The organism is Methylobacterium sp. WL116, from assembly GCF_008039455.1.
In the GTDB taxonomy this organism is placed as follows: domain Bacteria; phylum Pseudomonadota; class Alphaproteobacteria; order Rhizobiales; family Beijerinckiaceae; genus Methylobacterium.
This window is the reverse complement of the sequence record NZ_VRUV01001131.1, coordinates 1-483: the sequence shown is the minus strand read 5'-3', so window position 1 is coordinate 483 and position 483 is coordinate 1. Positions and strand designations below refer to the sequence as shown.

Below are 483 nucleotides of genomic sequence, written 5' to 3'. Positions count from 1 at the left end.
GGATCGGCGCCGTCCTCGACGCGCCGATCCTGCGCAGGCCGAGCCGCTTCAGGGCGACGGCGACGGCTGGCTCGCAGCGCAGGGCCTCGACGGGGAGGGGCCTCAGGGCCTGCTCGGTCCTCTCCGATGGGACGCACATGGTCTCGCCGAGCCCGTATCGCGCGAGGGCGAAGGCCGCGCCGGGCGTGTCGGCGAGCGCGATCCGTGCCGGGATCCCGGATCGCGCGAGGCGCGCGGCGAGGTCCGCGACCAGATCGGCTTCGCCGCCCAGGAGGTGGGCCGCCCCCGTGACGTCGAGGTACAGGCCGTCGCAGGCCTCGGCCGGGCCGAAGGGGACGACGCACGGCGTGTAGCGCTGCGCCCAGAGGCAGAGCCTGGCGAACGCCGCCGCGTCGGCGGCCGGATCGGCCGGGTGGACGTGGAGCGGGGTCGAGATCCGCGCCCGCACGCGGCCCAGCGGCTCGCCGCGTCGCAGGCCGAGGG

1 pseudogene is annotated in these 483 nt (G+C 77.4%); it reads right to left on the bottom strand.

Annotated features, from left to right (window positions below):
• Positions 1–483 (bottom strand): annotated as a pseudogene (locus tag FV223_RS31140) (DNA polymerase Y family protein); the annotation flags it as partial.